Source organism: Nocardia terrae (assembly GCF_009760405.1).
Taxonomy (GTDB): domain Bacteria; phylum Actinomycetota; class Actinomycetes; order Mycobacteriales; family Mycobacteriaceae; genus Nocardia; species Nocardia terrae.
In genome coordinates this window covers 165,065-188,829 of record NZ_WRPP01000007.1, presented here as the reverse complement: position 1 = coordinate 188,829, position 23,765 = coordinate 165,065, and the positions used below count along the sequence as shown (strand labels likewise).

Sequence of the window (23,765 nt, the reverse complement as noted above, 5' to 3'; positions counted from 1 at the left end):
GAAACGCCGGAGCCGGTTGGTGACGACACCCACTCGACGGGTGCACCCACGCCAACCTACGGTACCGTAGGTTACTGAGGAGGAAAGTTATGGCCGAGGCAGTACAGCCCGTCGATCCGGCGGTGGGTCTGATCGAAACCGTCCGGGAAGAGCTGACGCTCATCAAGCCCCGCATGCGCGGGTGGATCCACGCCTGGGCGGTCGGCGTGGCCGCGATCGCGGTGGTGGTGCTGGTCTCGGTCGCGGCCACGGTGTCGGCGACCGCGGCCTGGTCGACCCTCGTCTACGGCATCACCGTGTGCGGGGTGTTCGGCGTCAGCGCGACCTACCACCGGGTGAACTGGCGAACCGCTCGCGCCCGCATGTGGATGAAGCGGGCGGACCACTCGATGATCTTCCTGTTCATCGCGGGCAGCTACACGCCGTTCGCGCTGCTCGGCGTGCGCGGCAATGCCGGAACCGTCCTGCTGTCGATCGTCTGGGCGGGCGCGCTGGCCGGTGTCGCGCTGAAGATGCTGTGGCCCACCGCTCCTCGCTGGGTCGGGGTGCCGCTGTATCTGCTGCTGGGCTGGGCCATCGTCCCGGTGGCCGGAACCCTCATCGGCAATGTCGGCTGGACGCCGGTGATCCTGCTGCTCGCGGGCGGCATCGCCTACAGCGTGGGCGGGATCCTCTACGCCTCGCGCTGGCCGGACCCGTGGCCGGAGGTCTTCGGGCATCACGAGTTCTTCCACGCCGCAACGGTGGTCGCGGCGTTGTGCCACTACGTCGCGATCTGGTTCGTGCTGTTGAGTTGATCCGCTTGTTGATCCGCTTGTTGATCCGCTTGTTGATCTCCGAGTAATTACCCACAAACGTGCAATCCCGGCCGAAAGGTCTCTAGAGTCTGCGACGTGACCAGCAGACTCATCCTGTGGGCGCTGCGTGCGCGTGGGGGTCTGTCGGCTGTCGTCATGGCGTGCAACCTCGGCGGTCTCGCGGTGATCACCACCGAACTGTTCCTGAGCGGCTTCCTGAGCCGGCTCGGATCGGATTGGATGCGCACGTTCGTCTACGTGTCGATCTATCCGACGATCGGCGCGCTGGTCGGCATCGCCCTCGCGGTGCGGGACCGCCGGCACTACTTCGGCTGGCTGGACCAGCGCCGCCCGCCCACCGAGCGCGAGGCGAAACGGCTGCTGCAGCTGCCGCTCTCGATCACCGCGCGGGCGCTGGCGATCTGGCTGCCCGGTGTGTTCATCGCGGCGGCGATCTTCTCGCACGCCACCGAGGAACGCAGCTTTCCGGTCGTGCTGTCGATGTTCACCCTCGGTGGGCTGGAGTCGGCGGCGCTGACCTTCCTGATCGTGGACCGGCTCATCCGGCCGACCATTCCGGTCGTGGCCGAGGTGCTCGACGAGACCGCGCACTGGAGCAATACGGTGCTGGCGCGGGTGCTGGTCACCTTCGCGGTGGCCGGCGCGGTGCCGCTGTTCATGTTGATCACCGTGCTGGCGGATCCGTCGACCGACAGCCAGGACCGGATCCGGACCGGCATCTACATGGCCATCGTCGGGCTGTCGGCGGGTGTGGTGGCGACCGCTGCGCTGGCCCGGGCGGTGGCCACGCCCATGCACACGCTGCGCGACGCCCTGGACCGGATCGCGCACGGCGATCTCGACGCCCGCGTGACCATCAACAGCACCAGCGAGATCGGGCGGCTCGAGCATTCGGTGAACGAGCTGGCCGCCAATCTCAGTGAGCGCGAGCGCATGCGCACGGTGTTCGGTCGGCACGTCGGGACCGAGGTGGCCGAGCGGGCGCTGTCGGGCAGCCCCAGCCTCACCGGCGACATGCGGGTGGTGACAGCGCTTTTCGTGGATGTGACCGGGTCGGTCGCGATGGCCACCGAGCTAGCGCCGCACGACTTCGTGGCCAAGCTGAACCGGCTGCTGTCCACGGTGGTGGCGGCCACCGAGGACAACCACGGCCTGGTCAACAAGTTCGAAGGCGATGCGGCGCTGTGCATTTTCGGCGCGCCCATCGCACTGGACGACAATGCGACGCCCGCCCTGATCGCCGCTCGGCGCATCCGGGACGAGGTGGAAATCCTCGGCGAACTCGAGGTCGGCATCGGCATCGCGCGCGGGCTGGTGTTCGCCGGTGACGTCGGCACCGACACCCGGCTGGAGTTCACCGTCATCGGTGACGCGGTGAACGAGGCGGCGCGCCTCACCACCGAGGCCAAACAGGTGCCGCGGCGAATCCTGGCCAGTCAGGCCGTCATAGACGCCGCCTGCGACGCCGAGCGCACGCGCTGGACCCACTTCGACACTCTCCAGCTCCGCGGCCGCAAAGAGCCCACTCCCTGCTGGACCGACGTCCCGTCGCCAGCCCACCGCAACGGCAGTGCCCCGCGGGCCGACCGGCCGTCGGCCGCACCCCTACCCCAGGAACCCGCGGCCGACCGGGCCGCCGATCGCTAATCATCAAGCCGCTCGAAAATGGTTCGCGCACCCGGCGAGACCTGCGGATATTTCGACGGAAAAGGTGAACTGAACACCTCCCGGACTGTAAGACCACCCGCCCCCGGCAGCAACGCATTAACCACTCACTTCCCGGTGTAGTACCTGAGGACCGGTGCGATGTCGTACTCGCGGGTGATCCGGAATCGGGCGCGGAGCCGGACAGTAAGGGCATGACGGAAATCGGGGCGTTCGAACGGACTTCGGCGGCGGTGTGGGCGCGACCGGAGCGGGCGGTGCTGGCGTACCGGGCGGTGGTGATCGCACTGATCGCCGGAGTGGCCGAGACCTTGGGACGCGCGGCGATCGCCCTGGACGACTCCGGCGTGACGGTGTCCGGGCTGGCGATCGGCTTGGCGGTCCGGGCGGCGATCTACGTGGCGGTATTCGCGCTCGCGGCCCGAATGCTGGCCGGAAGCCTATGGGCGCGAGGGATTCTCGTGGTCGGGCTGAGCACCGTGGGCCTGGCCTCGCTGGTGCTCGAACCGATGGGCGCGATGCTGGCGGCCCGGCACCTCAGCGACGTCTTCTCGGGCTGGACCCCGAATGCGGTGCTACTCGGCCTGTTTCGAGCAGTCCACGTCATCGCGGTCCTGATCGCCGTCCCCGCCGCCATCCTGGCCGGGCCCCGCACAGATCGCCCGTGACGCGGTCGCCCGGCAGACCGGCGGCGGATCTGCCGAGCGCACCGGAGGTCAGGCCGAGGGCGGCGGGAGCAGACCGGCGCGGACGTCCTCGATGGTGGTGACGGGGAGGTCGCAGACCGAGCCTCGGCAGATGTAGGCGGCGGAGGTGTTTCGGACCGGCGGGCGGTCGGCCAGCAGGGGCTGGGAGTCGGTGGGGCCGGACACGACGACGGAGCCGCCGGGTGCGGCGACGCGGGCGGCGGCCGCCAGCGTTGCCGCCCAACCGGATTCACCGTCCGGGCCGTCGGAGACGGCCACCTGGATCGGGCCGCGGATCGCGGCCTCGGCGACGGCGAGCCAGTGTCCCGCCGAGCGCGGTGCGCGGGCCAGCACGACCGCGCCGCGGGACAGGGTCAGGTCGGCCAGTTCCCGGTAGCGGGCTGCCTGTCCGGTGTCGCTGATCGCGGCGGCGGTGAGCAGTGCTTCGGCGAGGACCGAAGTGCCGGAAGGGGTTGCGCCGTCGAGCGGGTCGCGGGGGCGGGTGAGCAGGGTTTCGGCGTCGTCGGCGGTGTCGAACCAGCTGCCGGGGGTTTCCGGGTCGGCGAAATGGGTGATCGCCGCGTCGAGCAGGCGCTGCGCCTCGGCCAGCCAGTCGCCGGGCGCGGTCTGGTGCAGGGCGAGCAGCCCGAGCGCGAGCCAGGCGTAATCCTCGAGCACGCCGGGGGCCGAGCCGGGCGCGCCACCCAGCGAGGCGCGGCAGACCCGGCCGTCGGCGACATGGGTGTCGATCAGGAAGCGCGCGCAGGATACGGCGGCGGCGATCCATTCCGGATGACCGTGCGCGGCACCGGCTTCCACGAGTGCGACGATGGCCATCCCGTTCCAGGCGGTGACGACCTTGTCGTCGCGCTCCGGCTGCGGCCGGCGAGAACGAGCCTCGGAGAGGCGGGCCCGAATCCGCTCGAACCGTTCATCGTCGGCCGGGTTCGGATCGGCATACCTGGTCAGCACCGACGTGCCGTGTTCGAACGTGCCGGCCGTGGTGACGCCGAAAAGCTCTGCGGCCCAGGCACCGTCGATCGCGCCCAGTTCACCGTTCAGTTCGCCGGGATTCCACACGTACGTCGCGCCTTCCACGCCGGGCTGCCCCGGTTCCAGGTGCGTGTCGGCATCCAGCGCCGACGCGAACGCTCCCTGCGCGGTCCCCAGATCCGTGAGCAGGAATTCCACGGTCTCCCGAGTCACCCTCCGCGCCAGCGCTTCCGCGCTCGACCCGCGCCGGGCGAGGTGCGCATAGACCCGCAGCAACTGCGCGTTGTCATAGAGCATCTTCTCGAAGTGCGGCACCACCCACGCGGCATCCACCGAGTACCGAGCGAACCCACCCCGCAACTGGTCGTAGATCCCGCCCCTGGCCATGGCCTCGCAGGTGAACGAAACAGCCTGCAACACACCGAGATCCCCGGTCAGCTCATAATGCCGCAGCAGCCCCTCCAGCAACGCCGACGGCGGGAACTTCGGCGCACCCCCGAACCCCCCGTGCTGCGCGTCCACATCCTTCAACACCGCACTGACCGCATGCTGAACCAATTCCGCCCCGACCGGGATCTCCCCGTCCGGCAACCCCGCGGTCTGCTGCCGCAACGCCTCCCCCACCTGCGCCGCCGCGGTATTCACCTCATCCCGCCGATTCCGCCACGTCTCGTTCACCGCCGTCAACAACTGCGTGAACGACGGCATCCCGTGCCGAGGCGTCTTCGGGTAATACGTCCCGCAATAGAACGGCTCCCCCTCCGGCGTCAGGAAACAGGTCATGGGCCACCCGCCCTGCCCCGTCATCGCCACCGTCGCATTCATGTACACCGCATCCAGATCGGGCCGCTCCTCCCGATCCACCTTGATGCACACAAAGTTCGCGTTCATCACCTCCGCGGTCGCCGCATCCTCGAACGACTCGTGCGCCATCACATGACACCAGTGGCAACTCGCGTACCCGATCGACAACAAGATCGGCACATCCCGCGCCGCCGCCTCCGCCAGCGCCTCGGCATCCCACTCCCGCCAATGCACCGGGTTATCGGCATGTTGACGCAGGTAAGGCGATGTCGCAGCGGCCAATCGGTTCATGAACCCAGCCTTGCACACGACGCAGCCCGCCGCACGAGCCCACGCCCGGGGTCAGTTCTCGTCGGTGATCTCGCGGATGCCGATGTCGCGGGCGGTGTCGGCGAAGGCTCGGACGGCGGCGGTCTCGGTGTCGGTGAGCCAGATGAGGGTCCACTCCGTGACGGGGGCGTCGGTGATGGGGATGTAGGTGATGTTGGGCGGGGTGTAGGTCCAGGCGACGTGAGCGTTCATCGGGGAGACCACGGCGCCGGACATGATCAGGGGCAGGATTTCGAAGAAGGAGGCGGCTTCGGGGCCGCGGGCGATGGGGATGCCGCCGGGGGTGGCGGCGGGGAGCATGCCTTCGATCCAGTACTGCGGCACATTGCCCACGCTGGGGAAGACGCACTCGGCCAGGTCTTCCATGGTGAGTGCTGAGCGGGTGGCGATTTCGGCGGTGGCGGCCGCGGCCAACACGCGGCCCTCGGTCATCACCACCGGTCCCACGGTGAGGTCGGGTTCGCGGACGGGCAGCCAGATCAGGGCGAGGTCGACGGCCTTGGCGCGCAGCGCGGTGAAGGGTTCGCTGTGCGGGAAGTCGACCAATTCGACTGTGCAGTCGGGGTATCGGTCGTTGAAGGCCTCGATCACGGGGTTCAGATACAGGCCCAGGATGCTCATGACGGCCACCCGGAGGGTGCCCTGAACGCTGCGGCTCGCGGCGCGGGCCCGGGTGATGCCGCTGTCGATGAGATCTTGCGCCTGCTTGAGGTCTTCGTAGAGCCGGCGGCCGATGGGCGTCAAAGAGACCGAGCGAGACGTGCGTTCGAAGAGCGTGGCCTGGACCCGCCGCTCCTGCTTCTTGATCGCCTGGCTGACCCGCGCCGGCGTGATCTGGAGCTTTTCGGCCGTCCGGCCGAAATGCAGCTCCTCGGCCAAGGTTATGAAGATCTCGATGTCCCGCATTTCCACGCCGTGATCGTAAACCTCTGGGTTAACGAGCGTTTCGATCTTGATCATTGATCCGGCACCCGCGAGCTTCGAAGCTTGAGGTCATGAGGATTCTCGGCGCGTCGATCACCCTGGCCGTTTCCGATCCGGCGGCATCGAGCGGGTTCTTCTGCACCCATCTGGGATTTCGCGCGACCGTGATCGACGAGGTGTCGATCTGCCTCGAACGCGACGACCTGGATGTGGAAATCGTCTTGCGCCGATCGGAATCGAAAGCGCAGGCCGATCCGGAGGGCGGTGAGACGCCCGGGGTGCGGATGGGGTTCGAGGTCACCGACCTCGCCGTCGAGCAGGACCGGTTGTTCGAAGAGGGCGCGTCGATCAGCACCCCGCTGCACCGCGAGGCGGGAGGACTGCTGCGACTACGGCTGACGGACCCGAACCGGGTCGACGTCGAACTGACCCAATGGACTCCTCCGGCGGGCTGCTGAACGCCGGGCCCGCCTCGGGGTTTATTGCCGGCCCCGGGAACGGGGCCGACGCACACTCCCCGTCAGCGGTGCTCGGTCCTCAGGAAGGACGATCCGGTGCTCGCGATATTGAAGCCCTGCGAGAAGAGATTGAAGAGCACGCCGATGATCCCACCCATTTTGACCTGTGTTCCTAACCTTCGATGTATGGTCGGAAGTTTTCCGACGACAAACCGATATCACACAGACGAGTCGGCCTGCACCCAGGTATTCACCCTGTGACCGATCGGATGACCGATCCGAGCCGCCTCCGGCTAGCCCTGGACCGTGGGCAGCACAACGAGATCGGCGATATTCACCCGGCGCGGCAGGGCCGTGCTGAAGGCGATGATGTCGGCGATGTCGGTGGCGGGCAGGCTCTGATTCCGTTCGCGCCATTCGGCCAGCGCCTCGAACTGCCCGCGGTCCTCCATGGTGTCGCCGAGTTCGGTTGTCACCAGGCCGGGTTCGAGGTTGTGGACGCGCAGGCCGCGGGGTCCGAACTCGGCGCGCAGAATGCGGCTCAGGTGGGAGACGGCCGCCTTGGTCGCGCCGTAGACGCCGTAGTTGGCGAAGACGACGTGCGCGCCGATGGAACTGACGTGCACCAGATCGGCGGTCCGGCCCTCGGCGGCGGCCGCCAGCAGATCGTCGGCGAAGGCGCGGCTGGTGTAGAGCAGGCCGTTGACGTTGGTGGAGATCATCTGATCCCACTCGGCGGTGTCGGAGGTGTCGAAGGGAGCTGGCAGCATCACCCCGGCATTGGCCACGACCAGGTCGGGGCGGCCGAGTTCGCCGCGCACGGTCCGCGCGGCGGCCAGCACCGAATCCTGCAGGCGCACATCGGCTTCGACGGCGAGTCCGGAGATCTCGGCCGCCAGTTCCTTGATCCGGTCGACCCGGCGGGCCAGCAGGGCCACCCGGGCGCCGTCGGCGGCCAGACGGCGGGCGGTGGCGGCGCCGATGCCGCTGGAGGCTCCGGTAACCACGGCAATGCGATCGGCCAGTGGGGCGTTCACGACAGTCATGCGGGCGATGGTCGGCGATCGCACTGTCAATCGGCTGTCACCCGACTGTCAGCTGAGCTACGCTCTGCCGACCCACCCGGTTGACGCACCGTCATTTCACATGAGAACGAGGACAATGAGCCGCCTGCTATCCGCCGTCGCGATGGTCTTCGGAGGGGCGGTGGTCCTGGGCGGTCTCACCGCCCCGGTCGCCGGTGCCGACACCGATCCGGGGCAATCGGATTCCGGCAGGTCGCTGGTCGTCATGGGCGACTCGAACACCGCGAACGCCACCCTGGCCACCATGCAGGCGCAGCCGACCGGAGTGGCCTGCACGCATCTGCCCACCTCCTGGCCGACCCAGCTGGCGCAGCGAATGGGCTTGTCCCGGAACAACGATGTCGAGGACGTGTCCTGCGTCGGCGCCTACATGTGGCGACACGGCGAAGACCACTACTGGACCGCCCTGACCGAGGCCCGGCAGGCCGCCGCGGACGGCGCGTTCGGACCCCGGACCAAAGCCGTGCTGCTGCAGTTCGGTTTGAACGATGCCTGGGGCGCCGACCACGGCGCGCAGGGTGCGCTGGTGCCGTGCATGCTGAACGTCCTGCACGGCTGCAGCACCGACGACGCGGCCTCCGACGGCAACCCGCCGACCCTGCTCACCGGCCAGGACTACGTCGACCACCTGCGCGACATCGTCACCTACATCCGCTATTACGCCCCCAACGCGCGCATCGTCCTGGTCGGATACCAAGAACTGCACACCCCCGGAGACCAGGCGGTCTGCATGGGCGTGCTGGGCGTCCCGGTCACCATTCCCCGGGCGGGCGCCATCACCGACGTCTTCGACAGTCTCCGCGAAGCCCCGCGCGCGGCCGCCGCCCGGCTCGGCGTCGAGTACTTCGACACCGCCGCGGTGACCGCGGGCCATGGATTGTGTTCGCCCGAGCCGTGGTTGAACGGCGTCTTCACCCCGGGCCCGGATTTCCTGGGCCAGCCCGGCCACCCGACCCTGCAGGGCGACACCGCCGTATCCCAAGCCCTGCAACAGTTCCTGAGCACCCCCCGCTAGACCGGGCCGGCACCGCGACCCCCTCGGCGTACAGCGACATTTGCCCAAATGACGCCGGCGAATATCGGTGATTTGTGAATGGATCACCCGGCCACCACGCTGGAAGGCTCCCTTCCCATGAACAGTGTGGTTCGGTCGGCGGCCCTGCGCCGACGTGGTTCGACGGCGATGCTTGCCTCAGCGTTGCTGACTGCGGGGATGATGCATTCCGGGGTGGCCGCGGCCGATCCCGAACCGGTGAGCGCGGCGACCGACCGCCAGGAACAGGCCCTGTCGACCCGCGACGGGATCGCGGTGTCGTACGTCAGCTTCGCGCTGCCGCTGCCCGCGGACGCGCCACCGCACCCTGCGAATTGCGACCGCGTCGGATTCCTGCGGTACCGCCCGGTGGACGGGCCCGAAACCTCCGCGGACGCCGACCATATCGTCATTCAGGAACAGGGCCTCGGCGGCGGGGCGATGAATTCCGACAGCGTCGCCTTCAATACCGTGCACTCGGCGCGGGCGCTGGGGCAGCGGATCGAGTTCTGGGCGCTGGCGCGGCGCAGCGCCTGCCTCGACGAGAACGAGGGCTTCGACTACGCGTTGCGCAGCGGCGACTATCTCGACGCCGTCGATTACTACTTCAATGGAAAACCGCTCGACGGCAAGGTCTTTCCCGGCTTCCGAACCTCCGCCGATCTCGCGGTGCTGGATTCGATGGGCCTCGAGCGCATCGTGCGCGACCAGTACGAGATCATGCTCCACGAGGTGCCCGAGCAGGCGCAGCGGCAGCGACGCTTCGTCTGCACCGGAATCTCGCTGGGCGGCTTGGTGACCGGCTTCTTCTCCGACTGGGACTTCGACGGCCGCCCGGGAGCCGACCAGTGCGCCGCCTTCGCCGCCCAGGACTCGATGATCACCTCCGACGCGGCCGCCATCCAGAACACGCCGATTCTGCACGACATCACCAATGCCGTTGTCGGCCCGGCGGATACGGTGGTGCAGGCCGGATTCCGCGCGGGCGTCATGCCGCGCGTCTTCGGACCGGTCCCGGTCCTGGGCACCCGATCGTTCATGCTGCTGCGCCTGGCCGGGCTGGCCGCGCACCTGGATCCGGACGGCGAGAGCCACCTGCTCGCCCACCTCCCCCACGACCTCGAGCTGGACACGACGCTGAACTACCTGTTCGCGCCGACCTGGTCCGCGTTCGCCACCAACGGCGACGACGGCACCGGCACCATCCGTGATTTCCGGTTCACCAATACCGCGCTGCTGGGCGTGCTCATCGACAACAACTCCACGAATTTCACGCTGTTCCAACAGGGTGTGGGCGCGCTGAGCGGCGGTCCGGTGCAGGAGAAGACCTTCCCCAATCCCGGATCCCTCACGCAGCTACCGCTTTTCGGCAGCTTCCTGAAGTTCGGGGCGGGCACCCAGACCCGCGTCGCGCCGACCGATCACACCGTGCTCTACGGCTGGCGCAACTACGACGACACCGCCGGTGTCCCGTTCACCGCGCCCGGCCACGAGGTCGCCGACATCCGCGACGCCGCCCGGCAATTGGCCGCCGGAGCGCCGTATGCCTACTGGGAGACCTACTTCCCGCTGCGCGCGGTCGTCGACATCGGCGCCGGGTACGGCGGTGCGCGCAGCGGTGAGATGGCCGGTCTCCGCTATCACGGCATGAGCCGCACCAAGCCCAATTACGTTGCCTGGGCGGGCGACAGCGGCGTGCAGGCCACCGCCGGGACCTTCTTCCCGCCGCCCGCCACGGCGACGGTGGTCGCACTGCCCGGATACAACCACGTCGACACCATCGCGGCCGCGGCCGTGCAGAACGACGGAACCCCCGACCACAGCGGCGAAACCCTCGCCCGGTTCATCGGGACCCTGCGATGAGGCGGGCCGCGCTCGCCGCGCTGACCTGTTGCACCGCAATGGTTCTGGCCGCCGCCGTGCTACCTGTCGCGACGGCCGAGCCCGTCCGGCTCCCGGTCCCCGACCGCGAGATCTCCACCCCTGTCACCGGGGATCCCGGCCTGGGCGACGACGTCGAGGCGACCTACGTGCGGCTGCACTATCCCAGCCCGTATTCGACCATGGCCCACCCGGAAGCCTGCGACTGGATCGGCTACGTGCGCTACCGCTCCAAGCAGGGCCCGGCCGACAGCGCCGACGCCGACGCGGTGCTGACCGTGCAGCCCGGAACCTATTCCGGCGCGGGCAATCTCGACATCCAGGGTCCGCAGGTGGTGCGCAAGGCCGCCGCGCAGGGCAAGCACGTCGAATACATTTCCCTGGACCGGCGCTCCAACTGCGCCGAGGACCGCACCGGCTGGCAGGCCGCCCAGGCCGCCGGGGACTATCACGTGGCCGCGGACTACTACTTCCACGGCGCGCGGATCGACGGGCACACGTACCAGTACCAAACTCCCGAATCCCTCAGCTACTTGGGCGAATACGGGCTCTCGCTCACCCTCGACGACTGGCGCGCGGTCATCGAGCACCTGATGCCGGACCCGGCGCGGCGCACCCGCAGCTTCTGCGGCGGCCACTCGCTGGGCGCGTTCCTCACCGGTCCGATGATGGCGTGGAACTTCGCCGGTGATCCGGCGGCCGCCGACTACGCCGGGTTCAACCTGTGCGGCGGCGGGCTCATCCCCGAGGACGGTTTCGCCATGACCGATCCGGCCGGATTCTCGGGCACCGGCGTGCTGGATCAGGTGCTCTCGGCCGCGGGCGGGCTGGTGAAGAACGCCGTGAACACGCTCATGACCAACGGCTTGGGAGTGGGCCAGCTGCCGGTCATCTCGGCCTCGGAGGTGATGAACACCTACTACCTGGCGGCCATGGCGGCCGATCAGCGGCCCGACGACGAGAGCGACCTGAGGAACCTCGTCCCGCGCGACCTGCGCACCGAACCGTGGATGCGGCTGTTCTACGGCAAGGACTACCTCGACCTGTTCACCGGCGCGAACCTGCCCGACGACTTCCGGGTCACCAACACCACCCGGCTGGGCATGTACTTCGACCAGAACTCCGCCGAATACGTGCTGCAGGCCGGACTCGGGTTCTACGACTGCCCGGTCCAGGGCAAGACGTATCCGATCCCCAACGGTCTGGCCTCGGTGCCGATCCTCGGGCCGACGCTGTTCGTGATCCCGCTGCGCGTCGGCTACGGCCAGAACTACACCCCCGCCGATCACGGAACCCTGTGCGGCTGGCGGAATTACGATCAGGTGCCGCCGTCGAGCATCGACGGTCCGGTCCTGGGCCACGGCCCGGCTACCGATCAGGACCACGAGGTCACCGATATCCGGCAGTTCGCGCACGCCATGAATCCGGGCTGGCAGCAGGTCGGCTACTTCGAGGAGTACACGCCGCTGCGCCTGATCACCGACACCGTGTTCGCGCTCGGCCTGGGCCGGGACGGGGACCTGGCGAAACTCACCTATCGCTCGGGCGGCATCCTGAACTTCCTGCTGCACGGCGACCGCTGGCAGAGCACGCCCGCCGGGCAACGCAATCTGACTCTGCTCAGCGGTGATTCGCCGGTGCAGAACGCGGGCCTGGCCGGATTGCTGCCCTACAACGCGAAATTCATCCCGGGGTACCGGCACTACGACGTGGTGACCGCCGCGGAGAAGCAGAACAGCGGCCTGCCCGAGCCCGCGAGCTCCTACATCGCGAACTTCATGATCCAGGGATTGTGACGGGTCGTCTCCCCGGCCGTCGGGGGACCGGGGAGACGTCCTCAGTTCGCGATGGCCCGGCGGAAACCGGCCGGGGACTGGCCGGTCCAGCGGCGGAAGGCGCGAGCCAGGACCCGGTGGTCGCGGTAGCCGAGCTGCAGGGCGATCGACTGGATCGAGTCGCTGCCGTTGCGCAGCAGGGCGATGGCCAGGTCGCGGCGGACGGTCTCCAGTTCGACGCGCCAGGTCGTGCGGTGGTCGGCGAGGCGTCGCTGCAGGGTGCGCTCGCTGACGCCGAGCCGCTTGGCGACCTCGTCCAGCCGCGCGCCGCCGGTGGCGCGATCCGAGAGCCGGGCGCGCAGCACTCGCCGGAAGGCTTCCAGCCACGGCGGCTCGGGATCGCCCGACTCGAGCATCCGTTCGGCGTGCTCGCGCAGAATGCCCTGCAGCAGCGGATCGTTCGGGCGGACGGGGGCGCCGGTGCCGAGGAAGGTGATGGCGTCGCGGGGCTGGTCGAAGTGGATGTTCCCGGTGCCGAGGGCGCGCACCAGGTAGCCGCGGTCCGCCGGTGCGGAGTGCGAGAACTCCACCCGCACCGGGATACCCGCGTCGCCGAAGCCCGCCACGGCGCGGCGCGCGGTCACCACCGCGGCGAACTCCCGCACCAGCGCGTCGAGCGGCTCCCGGTGCGGCAGATCGAAATACCGTGCGGTGAGCAGTGATCCGTCTTCGATCACCTCGAGACCGACCTTGGGATCGCAGATGGTGGTGTTGAATCGCGCGGCCTCGCGCAGGCCGTCGGCCAGGGTCGGCGCATTGCTGATCAGGTAGTCCCAGACATAGAGGCGACCGTGTTCGGCCCGGTCGGCGGCCAGCACTCCGGCCCGGGGCCCGGCCAGGGTGTACAGCAGACCCCAGAGCCTGGACACGTCCCCGACCGGTATCCGGAAGGAGCGGTCCCGCAGCAGTTCGGGATCCCAGCCCAGCAACTGCGCGATCCGATCCGTACCCGCCCCCGCCGACAGCGCCGCGTCCACCAGGATTCCCGCGATATGCGACGAGACGGTGCTCGCTGAAGTCGAGACGGTGCTGACCGGAGTCGAGACAGTGCTCGCTGGAGTCGAAACGGACATCTCATCACCTCTATAAGGGAAAGTTCCTCGTTCGCCCGTTAACTCGAACCGTTCAGTCCGTATTCCGCACCGGCTTTCCGCGATGGCGTCTTAAGTCCCCCACCCGTCGGATTTCGTCCCATCCGAGGTGGCGCCGGCTCCGTAGATTCGGAACCGTCACCCGTTCCTCCGTCGAAATGGACACCCTGCCATGCCCTTCGCGCGAATCACCGTCGCGGCCGCGGACCTCCCGACCGAGACCGGCGCCCGGCTCGCCACCGAGATCACCGAGCTGCTCGACAAGGTCCTGCTGAAGGACGCCGCGCACGCGGTGGTCCACCTCAACCTGACCGCCCCGGACCGCTGGTTCGTCGGCGGGGAACGGCTCGCGGACGCCACCGGCGCCCACCTCGAGGTGAGCATCACGGCCGGCACCAACACCACCGCGGAGAAGACCGAATTCGTCGAGCGCGCATACGAAGTGCTGGCCCGCAACCTCGGCCTGCTGCCCGCGGCGGTATACGTCGCCCTCTACGAACTCGACGGCGAGAGCTACGGCTACAACGGCGTCACTCAGCTGGCGCGATTGCGCGCCAACCCCTCCGGCCGGGACTGAAGGCCGCGCACGGCGGGCGCGATCTCCTCGCCGAGCCGGTGCACGGATTCCTCGACCGCGGCCCGGGGCAGCCCGCCCCAATCGACGAGCGCCTGCACCCGGTCGAATCCCACGGCATCGTGCAGATCGGCCAGTTTGGCCGCGACGTACTCGCTGGTCCCGATCATCAGATGGCCTCCGGCCCGCATCCCGTCCTGGAATCGCTGCGGCGACACGACGAATCCGCCGCCGCCGGGATGCTTGGGCCGCAGGAAGTCGTGGTAGTAGGGGTAGGTCTCGGCGGCGGCCGTCATGGTCGGCGCGCCGAAATAGTGCAGCGCCACACCCAATCGCAGCGAGTCGGTGTGGCCCGCCTGCTCCCCGGCCTCGCGATAGATCTGCGCCATCGCCCGCAGCCGGTCGGGCGAGCCGCCGATGTAGCCGAGAATCATCGGCAGGCCCAGGGTTCCGGCCCGCGCGGCGCTGGCCGGTGTGCCGCCGACGCCGAGCCACACGGGCAGCGGTTCCTGCACCGCGCGCGGGGTGACCGCGGCGTCGTTCAGTTCGGGCCGGAACTCGCCCTTCCAGGAGATCACCGGCTCGGCGCGGAGCCGCAGCAGCAGTTCCAGTTTCTCGGTGAAGAGCTCGTCGTAGCGGTTCATGTCCGCGCCGAACAGCGTGAACGGTTCGGGATAGGCGCTGCGGCCCGCGGTGATCTCGGCGCGGCCCGCGCTCAGCAGGTCGAGCGTGGCGAAGTCCTGATAGACCCGGACCGGGTCGAGCGCGCCGAGCGTGGTGACCGAACTGGTCAGGCGAATCCGGCTGGTACGGGACGCGATCGCGGCCAGCACGACGGCGGGCGACGACACCGCGAAATCCTGATTGTGATGCTCGCCCAACCCGAAGTGGTCGAACCCCAGCCGATCCGCGAGCACGCCGAGCCCCACGATCTGTTCGGTCCGTTCGGCGGCCGTGCGCGCACTGCCGTCCACGGTGACCGGCTGCAGGTCGGCCAGCGAGGCTATGCCGATGTCGATCCCGCTCGTCTCGGTGGTCATGGTCGTTCCTTCTCTGTGTAGGCGGTCCGCGACTGCCGACGGAACTCGTCGGGTCCCAGTCCGGTCCAGCGTTGAAAGGCGCGGCGCAGAGCGCGCGCGTCGGCGTATCCCAGTCGCGGGGCGATCGATTGGACCGACAGCCCGGTATCGCGGATCAGCGCCACGGCCTGCTCGTGCCGCACCGACTCCACCTCCGCGCGCCAGCCGGTACCCAGTTCCTCCAGACGGCGCTGCAGCGTGCGGGGACTCATCGCCAATCGCCGGGCCGCACCGTCGAGGCTGAGGTCCCCGTCGCGCAGGCAGGCGGCGATGACGGCACGCATCGACTCCTGTTCGCTCGGAACGGCGCGGGAGCCGGCCAGCACCAGTTCGGCGTAGTGCCGCAACATGTTTCCCACATGCGGGTCCGCCCCGGTCGGCAGGGCGGCCGCGTCGAGAAAGGTGATCTGCGCGTGGTCGGCGCCGAAATCTATGCGGCGGGTGCCGAATTCGTCGATCAGGTGCGGATAGCGCGCCGACTCGCGGTGGGTGAAGGCGACCCGCACCGGGACCAGCGGCGTGCGCGTGGCCTCGCGGATCCGGCGCAGCATCATCGAGAGCATGAACTCCTCGATGGGAGCCAGCACCGCCACCGGCTCGATCGGCGCGGATTCCCGAACCGTCAGCAGCCCACCGCTTTCCACCACCTCCCAGCCCACGCCCGGATCGGTCACCACCCCGCGCAGCGCGACCACGGTGCGCAGGCTCTCGGCCAGGGTCGGCGCGCTGGTGAACAGGTAGTCCCACACGTGCAGCCCGCCCCGGTCCGCGGCGGCGGTGGCCAGCAGTCCCGACCCGGGGCCGACCACCGTGTCGATCAATTCCCAAGCCCGCCAGGCCCAGATCGTCGGCACCCGCAGCAGCTCCTCGTGCAGCATGGCCGGATCGATCGCCGGATCCAGCGCCGCCAGCTGGGCCGGTGTGACGCCGACGCGCACCGCGGTGGCCCGGATCAGCCCCGCGATGCGCGTCGGAATGGTGCCTTCGATCACCAGATCGAGCCTAGGGCTCGAAAAACCCTGGAAATCAGTCGATGTGGCGGGAATTGTCCCCCTACGGCGGACTCGGTCCCCCGGGCTACGGGGTGTGCGCCACCTCGCCGTTGGTCGCGGCCTCGGCCTTGAGCGCGGGCATCAGGGATTCACGCGCCATCGAGGTGAGGGTGCCTGCCTGCTGGATGATCTCCGCCAGCGCCGAGGTCACGCCCTGGGCGCCGTTGAGCACGGTGAACGAGCCGATGTGCTCGAACGGCTTGGCCGCGGCGGCAACGATTTCCGGCAGGTTCTCGGCGACCTGCTGGGCGATCACCGCCTCCTGGTTCTTGCTCATGGCCTCGGCCCGCTGCTGGATACCGGCCGCCTCGGCCGCCATCCGGGCACGCACCGATTCGGCTTCGGCCAGACCGCGCGCCTGGATGGCGTCGGCCTCGGCCTGACCGTTGAGCCGGGTCGCCTCGGCCTGCGCGGCGGCCCGCACCTTGATCGCCTCGGCCTCGGCCAGGGCCTGCATCTTCGTCTGTGCCGCCGCGGCTTCCGCGCGCAGGCGGGTTTCCTGCGCGTCGGCCTCGGCCTGGCTGATGCGGGCGTCGCGGGTCGCGGTGGCCAAGGTGGTCTGCCGGTACGCCTCGGCGTCGGCCGGCTTGCGGACCTCGACCTGCAGCTGCTGTTCCTTCTGCTGGGCCTCGAGCTGGGCGACCTTGGTCGCGACCTCGACCACCGCCTGGCGGGCGGTCGCCTCGGCCAGCGGGCCCTGCTGCTGCGATTCCTTGGTGGCCCGGTCCACCTCGGCCTGGTACCCGGCCTTCTTGATCTGGGTGTCGCGCACCGCCAGCGCGACCTGCGCCTGGGCGGCCTGCTCCTGCGCGATGGCCTCGCGTTCGGCATTGGCGCGGGCGATGCGAGCGTGCTGCTCGACCTCCACCTGATGCGGAACCGCCAGGTTGGCAATGTAATTCGACTCGCTGGCGATGGACTGGATCTGGAAGGAGTCGATCACCAGGCCGAAGGACTCCATCTCGTGCGAGCAGCGGTCCCGCACCTGTTCGGAGAACTTGTCCTGGTCACTGATCATGTCCTCGACGGTCATCGAGCCCGCGATGGCGCGCAGGTGACCGATGAACACGTTCTGGACCTTGGTCTCGAGCTCGTCGGCGGGCCGGTCCAGGAAGCGGCGCGCGGCATTGGCGATCGAGGCGTAATCGTCGCCGACCTTGTACATCACCACACCGGTGAGCGCGAGGTTGATCTTCTGGCGGCTCACACAGGGCACCACGATCTGGGATTCGTGCGCCTCCAGCGAGATTCGCCGCACCTTGGTCAAGCCGGGGGCTACCAGGCAGCCGCGGCCGGTGACGATGCGGAATCCCATGCTGTCCCCGGACCCGCCCGGTCCGGATCCGGCGCGGAAGCCGGAGATGATCAGCGCCTCATCGGGTTCGGCGACCCGCCACGACATTCGGAACAGGGTCACCAGCAATGCCGGCAAAAGGACTGCGGCCCCGACCACGACAAAGACCAGGACGTCCACGATGCACCTTCATTTCACGAGAACGACTTCGACGGTTCGACCGCCCAGGCTGTCCACGACCAGCACCTGAGCGTGTTTGGGAATCGTCGTTTCACCGTCGGCGGCGCGGGCCAGGAACCGTTCGGTCCCGAACCGCACCTCGATCACGACCTCACCGAGGTGGCCCGGCGTGATCGCGGCCGTCACCCGCGCGTATTTGCCGATCACGTCCGCCGCCATCACTTCCACCCCCGCTACCGCAGATCTTCGACATTCCCACGCTAACCCTGGTCAGGGGCCCTGACGATTCCCTTACGAAATACTTGCGGGGTCCGCTGGCTACGATCGGACCCGATGCATACCGACCTGATGCTCGACGCGCTGAACGGGCTGTCCGTAGGGGACGCGGTGGGAGCGGAGTTCCCCGTCCTGCGCCGCCCGCTCGCCGACCTGGCCGCCGGTGACCTCCCGCCCGGCCGGTGGGAGTGGACCGACGACACCGAGATGGCCTGCTCGGTCGCCGCCGAACTGCTCGAATACGGTGCGATAGACCAGGATCGGCTGGTCGCCGCCTTCGCCGAACGGATCGACCAGCGCCGCGACTACGGCTTCATGACCGTCGACTCCCTCGGGCGCATCCGCCGGGGCATGCCCTGGCGCGAGGTGGCGACCGCCGCGTTCGGTGGCCAGGGTTCCTGCGGCAACGGCGCGGCCATGCGGGTCGCGCCGCTCGGGGCCTATTTCGCCGGAGACCCGGAAAAGGCTGCCGCCCAAGCGATCCTGTCGGCCCAGGTGACGCATGCGCATCCGGAAGGCGTCATCGGCGCGGTCGCGGTGGCACTCGCGGCCGCCGAGGCCGCCCGGGCCCGGCTCACCGGAATCCGGCCCGCGCCCCAGCAGTTCCTCGACACTGTCCTCGACCGCCTCGACGGCGGCGAGACGACCCGCCTGATCCACCGCGCCCGCGCACTGCTCGGCGCCTCCGCCGAACAGGCCGCCCACGAACTCGGCAACGGCGTGGCGGTCACCGCGCAGGACACCGTCCCGTTCGCACTCTGGACCGCCGCAACACATCTCGGCGATTACCGGGCCGCCGTGGCCACCTGCATCTCCGTGGGCGGCGACACCGACACCACCGCGGCGATCACCGGCGGCATCGTCGCCACCTTCACCGCCGGCCCGCCACCATCCTGGCTGACCACACGAGAAGCCCTGCCCGCCTGGGTCGAACAGGCCCGGCAGCGACAGCACACGCCCGCCACCCCCAGCCGCCTGCGACGCTGGCTGTCCCGCTCGTAGCGACCCGGCGTCGGTGCGCCGCACCAGCGCCCAATGCAGCAGCGAGCCCAGCGGATAGGGGAACTGGTCCGATATCGAAGGGCGTCCCGAATCGGTAGGGTCGAATCCCGCTGTGCGTTCGGGCATGTGCGCGGGAAGGGGATCTCATGGAGCTACGAGACATCGAGATCTTTCTCGTTCTCGCCGAGGAGCTGCATTTCAGCCGCACGGCCGAACGATTGCATGTCTCTCCGGCCCGCATCAGCCAGGCGATCAAGAAGCAGGAGCGGATGATCGGGGCCGACCTGTTCGAACGCACCAGCCGCAGTGTGCGATTGACGGAGGTGGGCAGGGAGCTCCAGAAGAATCTGCACCCAGCCTATCGCGACCTGCACGAGAGCATCGCCAAGGCGCGGCTGTCGGTACAGGGGAAGACGAGCGTGCTGCGGATCGGGACCATGAACGCCAACGGTTATGAGCTGCGGGCGTTCTGGGAGGAATTCCGGAAACGGCATCCGCGCTGGGGATTGCAGCTGCGGCACGCGGAATTCATTCACCCGTTCGCGACATTGCGCAGCGGTGCGATCGACGGCCTGATCGCCTGGCTTCCCATCGAGGAACCCGATCTCACCGTCGGCCCGGTGCTCTTCACCGAGGGGCGCGATCTGTTGGTGCCCGTCGAACATCCTTTGGCACAGGAGAGCACGGCCACCTTCGAGGCGCTCTCGGGAACCCCGGTCGCCACCTCGGGGACCTTCGTGCCCGAATACTGGGAAAACGAAATGACCCCCTTCTACACCCCGCGCGGACACCGCCTCGACAAAGTCGTCACCGTCACCACCTCCGAGCAGGTCCTCTCCGAGATCGCCCATGGCGTCATGATCCACGCCATGCCCATGCACCGCCGCCACTTCATGAGCCGCCCCGACCTCGCTTCCGTCCCCATCACCGATCTGCCGCTGCTGCGCTGGGCGCTGATCTGGCGTTCCGACGCCGAGGACGACCGCATCCGGGCGCTGGCCGCGGTCATCCGCGACCTCGGCCCGGCCGCCCTGTAGGACGTCAGTCGACCGTCGCGTCCCGGGCGAAGCGGGACAGCTCCATGCGGCTGGTGACGCCGAGCTTGGGAAAGGCCCGATACAAGTGGTGGCCAACGGTTTTGGGGCTCAGGAACAGGCGGGCGGCGATTTCCTTGTTGGTGGCGCCCGCGGCGGCCAGGCGCACGACCTGAAGTTCCTGCGGGGTGAGGGTGGCGGTCAGGTCGGTGATCGGGGCGGCGTCGATGCTCTCGCCGGTGGCGCGCAGTTCGGCGCGAGCGCGGTCGGCCCACAGGGTCGCGCCCAGCCGGTCGAAGATCTCGACCGCCCGGCGCAATTGGGTGCGCGCGTCGGCCCGCCGCCGTTCGCGGCGCAGCCATTCGCCGTAGAGCAGGGCGGTGCGCGCGTAGTCGTACCAGAGCGCCTCTGCCGCTTGCAGTTTCAGAGCTCGCTCATAGTCCCCACCGTCGCCGTGCAGTGCGGCCCGGCCGCGCAGCGCGATCGCCTCGGCGAACGGGGTGCCCAGGGCGCGCGCCCACCGCTCGATCTCGTCCATGGCGGCCGCCGCGCGTTCGGGACGGCGCAGGCGCGCGGCGGCTTCGACCAGGTCGCGCAGCAGGTGAATCCAGTGGCCGCGCACCCGATCCGGGGTTCGATACAGCGCCTCGAGCCGCTCGAGGGCCGTCTCGTAGCGGCCCAGCCCGAGATCCAGCAGGCCCAGCGCCCACTGGCAATGGGTGATGTCGATGAAGTTGAAATCGCCCGACGCGGAACGCAATCCACGCTCGGCCAGCTCCCGGCAGGTCTGCTCGTCGCCGCGAATCGCCGCCAGCACGGCGAGCAGGCACTCGGCGTGGGTGGCCCGGCTCTGCTGATCGATATCGCGCGCGATGCGCACCCCCTCGTTCAGGGCCGTCTCGGCTTCGCGCAGCCGCCCCAGCATGAGCTCGGCATTGCCCAGGAACACCGTCGCGACCGGGAACCAGCCGATCATTCCGCGCGACCGCACCTCCTCCACCAGCCGGAAGGTGATTTCGCGGGCATCGGCGGTGTCACCGATGAGCAGGGCCTGCCCGGCCAGCGTCATGAGCAGCGACGGTTCGTCCACACCCATGGTGCGGCTCACCGCGACATTGGACCGGATGAGCGCGATGCCGGTCTCGTGATCGCCCGAGGACAGCGACAGCGGCCCGTCCATGGCGCCCTCCAGCCACGGCCGCGCCTCCTCGGGAAGTGTCAACTCGCCCAACCGGATTCGCGCCTGCCGTATCCCGCGCAGGTCGCCCTGGGTGAACGAGGCCCGACCGGCCTGGATCAGCATGATGGCCGCCCGCTCGGGATCGGCCGCACCGGCTCCCGCGGCGGCCGCCATCCACAGGTCGTGGGCGCGGCCCAGCGCACCGTCATCGAAGGCCATGAGGGCGCGCGCCGCGTCGAGCCGGGCGCGCGAAATCGGTGCCAGCGGCAATCGTTCGGCGGCCTGTGCGAGTCGCACGGCCCGCTCGGACCGGCCCGCCTCGGCCGCCCATTCGGCGGCCAGGACCAGCCGGCCGGCGCGGCGCTCCGGATCGGGAGTGAGTTGCGCCGCGCGCTCCATGGCCGCCGCGGCGGCGGAGTACCCGGCGCGTTCCCGCGCGTGCTCGGCCGCGGTTTCCATTGCGGCCGCGGTGTTCTCGTCGGCGCCGGTGGCGATCGCGGCCAGATGCCAGGCGCGCCGGTCGGGCTCGTTCCGCAGGGCCGCGCCGAGCGCGGCGTGGACCGCGCGCCGGGCGGTGAAACCGGCGCTGTGGTAGGCGGCGGCGCGCTGCAGCGGGTGCCGGAAGCGGACACCGGCGTGGTCGACCACGACCATGCCCGAGCATTCCGCGTCCGCGAGCGCCTCCTCGGTGAGTTCCAGTTCGGCGAGGGCGCGCAGTACCAGGCCGAGATCGCCGGTCTCCTCCGCCGCGACGACCAGCAGCGCCCGGCGGACCGCCTCGGGCAATCCGGCGATGCGCTGTTCGAATCCGGCGCGCAGGCGGTCCGGCAGCGGCAGCGGGCCCACATGCGGGGCGTCCGGGGCCATGCGCGGAAGCTCCCGCAGCGCCAGCGGATTCCCCATGGCCTCGGCCAGCACCCGTTCCAGCGCTTCGGTTTCCAGCTCCGGCCAGCTGTCACGCAGCAGCAGCCGCGCGGCGGCATCGGTCAGCGGCTCGGGATGCAGGGTGGGAACGCCGGGGACGGTGAATCCGCCGCGCGTGCCGAACAGCAGCACCACGCCCTCCGCCCCGAGCCGCCGGGCGGCGAAGCGCAGGGCGTCGGCCGTCGCCTGGTCGAGCCAGTGCGCGTCGTCGATCAGGCACAGCACGGGTCCCGCCGCGGACAGCTCGGACAGCAGCGACAAGGTGGCCAGCCCCACCTGGAATCGATCCACCGGCCCGGACGGCGGTGACAGTCCGATCGCGGTGCGCAGCGCGTCCGCCTGCGGATCCGGCAGGGTGTCGATCGGCAATCCGGCCGTGCCGCCGGGTACCGAGCCGAGCAGGCATTGCAGTCCCGCGAACAGCAATTCGGACTCGGTTTCGACTCCGGCGCAGCGCAGCACCTGCCAGCCCGTGCCCGTCAGGCGGGCGGCCCGGTCGAGCAGCGCGGTCTTGCCCTCCCCCGCGTCGCCGGTCAGCACCAGCGCGCCGCTGAGCCCGGTCTCGGCCTTCCGGAGCAGCGTGTCGATCCGCCCGAGCTCGAGTTCGCGCCCGTACAGCGGGCCGCTCACCGCGCCGGACCCGTCAGCCTGGTCTGCAGGCCGTCCAGCAGGCGGTCCAGCCCGTACCGGAACTTGGCGTCGCGCACCGCGCACAGATCGGTCTCGGCCCGCGCCTCGATCGATTCCGACCGTGCCGCAATGGATTCCGCGACCCGGGGGTGCGCGCTGATCGCGCGCTCGAACACCGGCCACAGCTCGTCCACCAATTCCTGCTCGGATTTGCCGCAGCGCGCGACCTTGGTGAGCCAGGACGCCTCGGCGGCGCTCATCCCGACCACGTAACCGAGCACCGTCGAGATCCCGATATTGATCTCCGCCATCGGGAAACCGGCGGCGAGGAAGACCTCGACCAGACTGTTGTTGAGCCGCAGCATATTCGGCCCCAGGTAGTACAGCCCCACCCCGGGCAGGGCGGCGGCGATCCAGCCGTGCCGCACCACCATCGACCGCATGCTCTGCGCGTAACCGGTCAGCGCCGCCCGCCAGCCTTCCGGGTTGTCGCATTGCGGCACTTCGATTTCGGCGTAGACCAGGTCCACCGCCAGTTCGAGCAGCTCGTCGCGATTGGCGACGTGCCGGTACATCGATGTCGCGCCCGCGCCCAGCCGCGCGCCCAGGGCGCGCATGGTCAGCGCCTCGATCCCCTCGGCGTCCATGAGCGAAACCGCCTCGGCCACAATGCGTTCCACCGACAGCCCGGGCCGCTCACGACGCGGCCGCCGGGCCCACACCGTGGGAGCGGGCGATGTCTCGGTCATCCGGGTCCTCCTCCCTCCGAGCCAGGGTAGTGCACAGTGTTCGCATATGCGAACGCTGTGCGCATCAGCGGATCGTAAACACCTGGGTTAACCGATCTTTCGATCTTCGTCATTGTTCCCACCTGCGAAAACTCCGATTCTGAGTGAGCCGCCCGAACCGGGCGCCACACCACACAGGAGGGCACGAT

20 protein-coding genes are annotated in these 23,765 nt (G+C 69.3%); 10 read left to right on the top strand and 10 right to left on the bottom strand.

The genetic code is table 11. The features are described 5' to 3' along the window. Positions 1–89 precede the first annotated feature (89 nt). The 3 genes from trhA (at position 90) to GPX89_RS31725 (ending at position 3,151) form a co-directional block, all read left to right on the top strand. Positions 90–797 (top strand): PAQR family membrane homeostasis protein TrhA, encoded by a 708-nt coding sequence (gene trhA, locus GPX89_RS31735; protein WP_157391398.1) that lies wholly within the window; start codon positions 90–92, stop codon positions 795–797. Positions 798–893: 96 nt separating this feature from the next. Beyond that, on the top strand, positions 894–2,465 hold the full coding sequence (locus tag GPX89_RS31730) for an adenylate/guanylate cyclase domain-containing protein (protein WP_328602508.1): 1,572 nt from the start codon (positions 894–896) through the stop codon (positions 2,463–2,465). 212 nt (positions 2,466–2,677) lie between these two features. Next, on the top strand, positions 2,678–3,151 hold the full coding sequence (locus GPX89_RS31725) for a hypothetical protein (RefSeq protein WP_157391397.1): 474 nt from the start codon (positions 2,678–2,680) through the stop codon (positions 3,149–3,151). A gap of 48 nt (positions 3,152–3,199) precedes the next feature. Here GPX89_RS31725 and GPX89_RS31720 read toward each other — a convergent pair whose 3' ends face one another. Together GPX89_RS31720 and GPX89_RS31715 are read right to left on the bottom strand one after the other, a co-directional pair. Further along, the gene (locus GPX89_RS31720; RefSeq protein WP_157391396.1) at positions 3,200–5,257 is read right to left on the bottom strand and encodes a thioredoxin domain-containing protein; all 2,058 of its coding nucleotides are present in this window, start codon (positions 5,255–5,257) and stop codon (positions 3,200–3,202) included. A 51-nt stretch (positions 5,258–5,308) separates the two neighbouring features. Next, entirely contained in the window at positions 5,309–6,202 is an 894-nt protein-coding gene (locus GPX89_RS31715; protein WP_235948644.1) for a LysR family transcriptional regulator, read from the bottom strand. 89 nt (positions 6,203–6,291) lie between these two features. Here GPX89_RS31715 and GPX89_RS31710 point away from each other — a divergent pair, with 89 nt between their 5' ends. Next, positions 6,292–6,678 carry a VOC family protein gene (locus GPX89_RS31710; RefSeq protein WP_157391394.1) on the top strand — a complete coding sequence of 129 codons (387 nt, stop codon included), beginning with the start codon at positions 6,292–6,294 and terminating at the stop codon, positions 6,676–6,678. 293 nt (positions 6,679–6,971) lie between these two features. Here GPX89_RS31710 and GPX89_RS31705 read toward each other — a convergent pair whose 3' ends face one another. Further along, on the bottom strand, positions 6,972–7,724 hold the full coding sequence (locus tag GPX89_RS31705) for an SDR family oxidoreductase (RefSeq protein WP_157391393.1): 753 nt from the start codon (positions 7,722–7,724) through the stop codon (positions 6,972–6,974). Positions 7,725–7,824: 100 nt separating this feature from the next. Here GPX89_RS31705 and GPX89_RS31700 point away from each other — a divergent pair, with 100 nt between their 5' ends. The 3 genes from GPX89_RS31700 (at position 7,825) to GPX89_RS31690 (ending at position 12,473) form a co-directional block, all read left to right on the top strand. After that, complete coding sequence (locus GPX89_RS31700; RefSeq protein ID WP_157391392.1) at positions 7,825–8,778, top strand: SGNH/GDSL hydrolase family protein; 954 nt, start codon at positions 7,825–7,827, stop codon at positions 8,776–8,778. A gap of 117 nt (positions 8,779–8,895) precedes the next feature. Further along, a complete protein-coding gene (locus GPX89_RS31695) occupies positions 8,896–10,659 on the top strand; it encodes a hypothetical protein (protein ID WP_157391391.1) in 1,764 nt (587 codons plus the stop codon). Beyond that, the gene (locus tag GPX89_RS31690) at positions 10,656–12,473 is read left to right on the top strand and encodes a hypothetical protein (RefSeq protein WP_157391390.1); all 1,818 of its coding nucleotides are present in this window, start codon (positions 10,656–10,658) and stop codon (positions 12,471–12,473) included. The genes GPX89_RS31695 and GPX89_RS31690 overlap by 4 nt, the downstream gene beginning before the upstream one ends. 41 nt (positions 12,474–12,514) lie before the next feature. Here GPX89_RS31690 and GPX89_RS31685 read toward each other — a convergent pair whose 3' ends face one another. Continuing rightward, on the bottom strand, positions 12,515–13,585 hold the full coding sequence (locus tag GPX89_RS31685) for an AraC family transcriptional regulator (protein ID WP_157391389.1): 1,071 nt from the start codon (positions 13,583–13,585) through the stop codon (positions 12,515–12,517). A 190-nt stretch (positions 13,586–13,775) separates the two neighbouring features. Here GPX89_RS31685 and GPX89_RS31680 point away from each other — a divergent pair, with 190 nt between their 5' ends. Further along, positions 13,776–14,180: a tautomerase family protein gene (locus GPX89_RS31680; RefSeq protein ID WP_157391388.1), complete on the top strand. Its 405-nt coding sequence runs from the start codon at positions 13,776–13,778 to the stop codon at positions 14,178–14,180. Here the strand turns inward: GPX89_RS31680 and GPX89_RS31675 are convergent. The 4 genes from GPX89_RS31675 to GPX89_RS31660 all read right to left on the bottom strand — a co-directional run bounded on the left by GPX89_RS31675 (position 14,138) and on the right by GPX89_RS31660 (position 18,001). Continuing rightward, a complete protein-coding gene (locus GPX89_RS31675; protein ID WP_157391387.1) occupies positions 14,138–15,217 on the bottom strand; it encodes an LLM class flavin-dependent oxidoreductase in 1,080 nt (359 codons plus the stop codon). The genes GPX89_RS31680 and GPX89_RS31675 overlap by 43 nt on opposite strands. Beyond that, positions 15,214–16,248 carry a helix-turn-helix domain-containing protein gene (locus GPX89_RS31670; RefSeq protein ID WP_157391386.1) on the bottom strand — a complete coding sequence of 345 codons (1,035 nt, stop codon included), beginning with the start codon at positions 16,246–16,248 and terminating at the stop codon, positions 15,214–15,216. Before GPX89_RS31670 ends, GPX89_RS31675 begins: the two co-directional genes overlap by 4 nt. An 85-nt stretch (positions 16,249–16,333) precedes the next feature. Next, positions 16,334–17,782, bottom strand: a complete 1,449-nt coding sequence (locus GPX89_RS31665) for a flotillin family protein (protein WP_157391385.1) — start codon at positions 17,780–17,782, stop codon at positions 16,334–16,336. Positions 17,783–17,791: 9 nt separating this feature from the next. Next, the gene (locus tag GPX89_RS31660; RefSeq protein WP_157391384.1) at positions 17,792–18,001 is read right to left on the bottom strand and encodes a hypothetical protein; all 210 of its coding nucleotides are present in this window, start codon (positions 17,999–18,001) and stop codon (positions 17,792–17,794) included. 114 nt (positions 18,002–18,115) lie between these two features. Between GPX89_RS31660 and GPX89_RS31655 the strand changes: the two genes are divergently transcribed. Then, positions 18,116–19,060, top strand: a complete 945-nt coding sequence (locus GPX89_RS31655) for an ADP-ribosylglycohydrolase family protein (RefSeq protein ID WP_235948560.1) — start codon at positions 18,116–18,118, stop codon at positions 19,058–19,060. Positions 19,061–19,206: 146 nt separating this feature from the next. Continuing rightward, positions 19,207–20,097, top strand: a complete 891-nt coding sequence (locus tag GPX89_RS31650) for a LysR family transcriptional regulator (protein WP_157391383.1) — start codon at positions 19,207–19,209, stop codon at positions 20,095–20,097. Between the two features lie 4 nt (positions 20,098–20,101). On the opposite strand, the gene GPX89_RS31645 is transcribed toward GPX89_RS31650, so the two are convergent. Next, entirely contained in the window at positions 20,102–22,828 is a 2,727-nt protein-coding gene (locus GPX89_RS31645; protein ID WP_198347687.1) for a helix-turn-helix transcriptional regulator, read from the bottom strand. Beyond that, a complete protein-coding gene (locus GPX89_RS31640) occupies positions 22,825–23,577 on the bottom strand; it encodes a TetR/AcrR family transcriptional regulator (RefSeq protein ID WP_157391382.1) in 753 nt (250 codons plus the stop codon). The genes GPX89_RS31645 and GPX89_RS31640 overlap by 4 nt, the downstream gene beginning before the upstream one ends. Positions 23,578–23,765: the final 188 nt, after the last annotated feature.